A 5,774-nucleotide genomic window follows, 5' to 3' on the forward strand; every position below is an offset into this window, starting at 1 on the left:
ACTGGAAAAAAGGCAAAAAGAAACCATGAAGTTACAACTGCAACTCCATGGCCCATATGCCTTGTAATTCTAACTGCAACAACCTATGTTGCAATTAATTTTTCAATTAACCACTTTTCCATAGATAAAGTATGTTTTTCTTAAAACTCAATCCAAGTACTCGTAGAATACCATAAGTGCGTAAATTCTTTTTAATAACTTGATATATCATAATAATAACCATAATACTTCCCAATAATAGATTTATTGTCATGAGAATGAAGGATAGAATTTTGTTATAGGTTGTAAAGATTTTTTCATCCATTAGGATTTCTTCTTTAGAATAAAGACCTCCTCCCTGTATTTTATTTGCCATTTCATACATCAAATTATTAATATCATTTCTTATACGATCAGGAATGTTCTCTTTAAGCCTTATAGACACAGAACTATACCCTTTAAACAAATTTGATTTTTTTGCGACATCTTCGCTTAAAAAGACTACGATATTATCTCTTTTCTGTATGGTATAATCAGTTTCTATTCGATATGGTTTATTAACAATTTCTGCGATATTAAAAACAAACTGTTTACCAATGACTTGATTTTCATACTGGCTTATTCCACCTATTTTTATTGAATCGCCTACTAAAAAATTCTTATGTTGTATTTTTTCTGGCAAAAACAAAATTATGTCTGTTCCATTTCTTAATTGACTTATTGGGATAGTAAGTTCATATTGTTGTATGATATCCTTTAATAAAGCATTATCGGCAACGATAAAATCAACATTATTTACAGGTGTTAAATTGTTAAATTCTTCCGGCCAATTTTTTTTGATTATTGATTCATCATAACTAGTATCCGGGTTGGTATACATGGAATTCCATTTTTCAAAATAATCGGGGATTTCATTTTTATTAAATAAGATTGTATAACTATTAAAATCCGGATATAAATCATAAGTGATGTAAGATCTATATTGTTGTAATTTTTTAACATCATTTTCTAATATGTATTTTTCTGGAGAATTTTCAATTGTAAAACCATTTACAACTTCTGATTCTTCAACTTCTTTAGAAAAAAATTGGTAATCAGGAATATTTGGATTACTATAAATTGTCATTCCCCGGATATATAGAGACAGATATGATATTATAAACACTGCGAAAAATAACAATATGTAAGTCGGGTTAAGACTTTTAATTTTTTTTAAAATATTCTTATTAGCAGGCTTTGTTTCAGACGACGCTATATTGGATTTTCTGTTTTTAAATCTTAGATTTTCAGCTAAGGAATAATGTACTATTTCCTTTTTATGCTTTCTAAGAATTAGTAGCATCACACATAAAAAATTTATTTCTAGCCAAAATAAATTTGCAATAGTGATGCCAGATTTATAGCTTATAGTAAAATTAAGATGCATTTGCATTATATTAATAATTCCGTAACCCATTAATATACCAAAAACATTACCAATTAAGTAGAATAGAAACAATTGTTGTTTTACAACGCTTAATAATTTTTTGAACTCTTGTCCGCATATATTTAATATAGAAAGTTTTTTTCTATAATCTTTATAGAAAATGACTAAAATAATATAAAGGAATGAAGCTGTAATTATAGCTATAATAAAGGAGAAAAAAAGACTATAATTCCAAATCTCTTTACATCCAACTAATCCTTTATTGAGTAAATTGTCATTTAAAAATATTTGATCGGTAGAAAGGCCAATATTTTCTATTGCATTATAGATGTTTATAGTATTTTTTACATAAGATGTTTTACTATCTATAACTTCTTCTAAATTTATTAAAAGTGACTGGTTGAATGTTTCAGATTTAAAATAGTTATTTTCATTACATATTATATTAGGATATACATTACCTATATTTGCTTTACCAGTAGGAATTGATAATCCTGAAGAGTAATTTTCAATAATTCCCACTACTTTTAATTGAATTATTTCATTGTTATTATCGACTTCAATTATGTCGGAATCACCAAGCATATTTGCGATAAAATTTTCTACAACGATTTCGTCTCTATTTTTAGGGAAGCGGCCGGATAGCAGCTTAACGTCTGTTATTTCACGAAAAGATTTATCGACATATCCTAATGTAACAATCAAATCGTGAAACTCAATATTTTGATATGTTTCAAATATTCCTATATCTTTATGACTGTAATTTTGTAATACAATTGCTTTGTCTTTTTTTGATATATCATTGATACCGCAAGAGAAATTGCCATATGAGCTTATTCCACGCTTCCATTTATATTGCAAAACAGATTGAGTAAGAACACTGGATGAAATATTTATAATAATAGAAATAGCAAGCACACAAACTATACTACAAACAAATAATATCCTATGTTTTAATAGCATTAACGATAATTTCATCTTGTTCCTCCCTCTTTATTTATATATCAGTTGTCCATCATCTAGTTTATATTTAAAATCTGGATTTGGAAATAGAGTTGGATCGTGAGTAACAATTATAAAAGTGGTACCAAATAGTGAGTTAAGTTGTTGAAATAGTCTTGCAATTATTTGACTGTTTTTTTTGTCTAAATTTCCAGTTGGTTCATCGGCAAACACAATAGAGGGTTTCAATGACATTGCTCTGGCGATTGCAACTCGTTGCTGCTCCCCACCTGAAAGGTGAGAGGGTAGTTTGGATTTGATTCTTTCTATATTTAGTAATTTCATCAATTTTCGATAATATTTCAAGTCAAGTGGTTGATGATTTATTATGGAAGGAAGTTTAATATTATCTTCAATAGATAATTCGGGAATTAGATTAAAAAATTGAAACACTATGCCATAATCGTTTCCCCTAATTTGAGATTGTTTTTTTTCACTTAACTTGAAGAAATTAGCCTGTTGATAGTAAACTGTCCCTTTTGTTGGTTGCTCAATACCAGACAACAAATTAAGTAATGTAGTTTTTCCACTTCCACTTTCCCCCATGATAATGTTCATTGATCCTTTATAGAATTGAGCATTTATTGATTTTAGAACATGAATAGTTTCTTTTCCTTGTTTGAAATTTTTGGACAAATTGGCACATTTTAGGATTTCCATAGTATTACCTCACTATAAACTGATCATTTAGAATTTTGCATCTTATACTTCAACAGTAAAATTTTACTTATATAGATATTATACCACAAAATATATTTCATAAAAATATATTTTGTGGTAGAATATCTAAAAAGGGGAGGATATATGAGATTATTCAATATTATAGAACTGGCAAAACAGTATATGGTTCTGGGAATGATTATTGTAGCGTTTATTGGAGTAATTGCCGGAACGGGTTATTTTATTGTATACAAAAAGATAATGAAAGGCCAAAAACGCATACGACCACAGAATATACTGTGGACAGGCACTTTTTTGTGTTATCTAGTAGTAGTGCTTTCTGCTACATTGCTGGACAGGGCCTCCACCTGGTCAGATGGAAGAATCATTCCCCTGTTTTATTCTTATCGGGAGGCATGGTACAGTTTTTCTGAGGCCGAATGGAGAAATATTGTTCTGAACATTCTTCTATTTGTACCTCTAGGGTTTCTGTTGCCGTTCGGAATACGAAGCTTCCGCCGGTTCTGGGTGACCTATCTGGCAGGACTGGTTGTGACAGTACTGATAGAATCAGTTCAGTTTATTCTCAGACGAGGTGTTGTGGAGGCGGATGATATCCTGAATAATTTCCTGGGAACAATGATAGGGTATGGATTCTATATTCTGTTCAGGGAGATTGCGGCAGCAGCAAAAAGAAAAAGATTTAGTGCATTCAAATTAGCTGTAGCTCAGATTCCACTTGCTGCAGTGGTTTTGACATTTGTTGGAATCATTATTATGTATGATAAGCAGGAACTCGGAAATCTGGCAGTCGGATTCAACAGCCGAATTGATATGTCTGATGTTAAAATGATAACAAATGAAATCTACAGCAGTGAGTCGAAAACAGCGGCGGTCTACCAAATTCCTGTTTATACAGAAGAAGAGACACGGAAAATCGCGGAAAATTTTTTTGCCTTACAAGGACAGGTTATAGATGAGTCACGAACAGATCTGTATGATGAAACGGCTGTTTATTATAGTACGGAGCAGAATTCTCTGTGGATAGACTATGTAGGAGGAATTTTAAAGTATAGCGATTTTGCGGTTTCCTTTGGCGATGATACTGAAGATGGAAGCTATCCTAAACCTGTTTCCGGAGCAGATGAGTCAACAGTCAGAAAAGCTTTGTCTGAATATGGGATTAATGTGCCGGAGAATGCGGTATTTCAGGAACAAACAGATGAATCATCCGGATATGAATTTATAGTTTCCCAACAAAGTGAAGGTGATCTTTTCTATGATGGTTCACTGTACTGCACGCTTTATGAGGGAGGAAAACTTGGAGACATCAGCAATAATATTCTCGTATGTAAAAAGTATAAGGAATATCCGATTTTGTCCGAGAATGAGGCAAGGGAACAAATACAAACCGGAAATTTTCGCTATTATGGACAGACTGGTGATGAGATAAAGACACTCGATCTAGGAACAGTGAACTTAAAATATATTGTAGACTCTAAGAGTTATTATCAACCTGTGTATTCGTTTGAAGCAAGGGTGAACGGAGAAAAGGCATATGAGATAGATATTCCAGCTCTTGAAAATGATTCAGAGGAAAAATGAGGAAAGTGTAAGATTTTATATTCCTGTAGTTATACTGATATGGATATAAAGGAAACATGTGAAAAATATATTATATAGTGATTGTAGAAGTTAGTGTGACTTTATGATAAACATTTCAAAAATAGAACAAGGAACAAAATCAAAAGTTCACAGTAGCTGAATGTATTAGACCATGAGATTAGATTAAAAAGAAAGGAAATATGGTGTTTAAATTTCGATTAACATCATACAAGAAAATTAATGGACTATAAAGATAAATTTAAAAAAGGTTTACTGGAAATGTTATTACTGAAAATTTTGTCTGAACATGATTGCTATGGATACCAGATTACTCAAATTTTCAAAAAAGTGTCAAAAGGAAATATTGTTGTTCGAGAACCATCCATGTATCCAATATTATACAGGCTTCAAAAAAGGGGATTCATCTCCTCTTACAAAGAACATGGACATGGACGTATGGAAAGAATTTATTATCATATTGAAAAAAAAGGTCTTAATGAGTTAGATTTGCTCATCACTGCCTATGAACAAGTGAAATACGGGGTTGACGAATTATTAAACTATCAATATATCGAGGAATTAAGGGAATATGCGGAATGATTCTGTTAATAAGTACTACCGGGAATTGAAAGCTCTTTTTCCATTAAAAACTTACTATGAAATAAAATTTCTAAAAGAGTTTAAGAACAGTCTTATTGAGTTTTCTGGTCAAATTTCAAACTGTACGTATGACGATCTCTGTAAAGAATTTGGAACTCCTCAAGAAATATTTCTTGAATATATGAATACAGAGGATTATGAAAATGAACCTAAAACCATTTGGAATGATCAAATTAGAAAAAATATTATAGCTATCGTTTCTATTCTACTAATCATTGGTATTGTTATATATTTTTTATTTTTATCAGATTTAAAGAATAAGGTGGAACAAAGTATACCATATGAAACAGAGACGACAATAACTGAATACTAAAAAATATTATTCAAATAACTAAAACTTCCCACACCAATACGGTGTGTTGAACCTTGAAAATTCAATATTTCAGCCAATAAAAAAGGCATAAACCTGTCCCGTTTGGTATAATGGAATTGACGAAAAACC

5 protein-coding genes are annotated in these 5,774 nt (G+C 31.0%); 3 read left to right on the plus strand and 2 right to left on the minus strand.

The window, feature by feature from the left end:
- Window positions 1-106: 106 nt before the first annotated feature.
- Window positions 107-2,383, minus strand: coding sequence for an FtsX-like permease family protein (locus tag H6A32_RS15380; protein WP_204864775.1), 2,277 nt, complete (start codon window positions 2,381-2,383; stop codon window positions 107-109).
- A gap of 15 nt (window positions 2,384-2,398) precedes the next feature.
- Window positions 2,399-3,067, minus strand: coding sequence for an ABC transporter ATP-binding protein (locus tag H6A32_RS15385; protein ID WP_204864776.1), 669 nt, complete (start codon window positions 3,065-3,067; stop codon window positions 2,399-2,401).
- 114 nt (window positions 3,068-3,181) lie between these two features.
- On the opposite strand from H6A32_RS15385, the gene H6A32_RS15390 reads away from it, so the two are divergent.
- From H6A32_RS15390 to H6A32_RS15400, 3 genes are all read left to right on the plus strand, one after another.
- Window positions 3,182-4,672 (plus strand): VanZ family protein, encoded by a 1,491-nt coding sequence (locus H6A32_RS15390; RefSeq protein ID WP_204864777.1) that lies wholly within the window; start codon window positions 3,182-3,184, stop codon window positions 4,670-4,672.
- A 240-nt stretch (window positions 4,673-4,912) separates the two neighbouring features.
- Entirely contained in the window at window positions 4,913-5,272 is a 360-nt protein-coding gene (locus tag H6A32_RS15395; RefSeq protein WP_204864778.1) for a PadR family transcriptional regulator, read from the plus strand.
- Window positions 5,262-5,645, plus strand: a complete 384-nt coding sequence (locus H6A32_RS15400; RefSeq protein WP_204864779.1) for a DUF6120 family protein — start codon at window positions 5,262-5,264, stop codon at window positions 5,643-5,645. The genes H6A32_RS15395 and H6A32_RS15400 overlap by 11 nt, the downstream gene beginning before the upstream one ends.
- Window positions 5,646-5,774 lie beyond the last annotated feature (129 nt).

The sequence above is a fragment of the Drancourtella massiliensis genome (genome assembly GCF_016900655.1).
Taxonomy (GTDB): Bacteria; Bacillota; Clostridia; order Lachnospirales; family Lachnospiraceae; genus Sellimonas; species Sellimonas catena.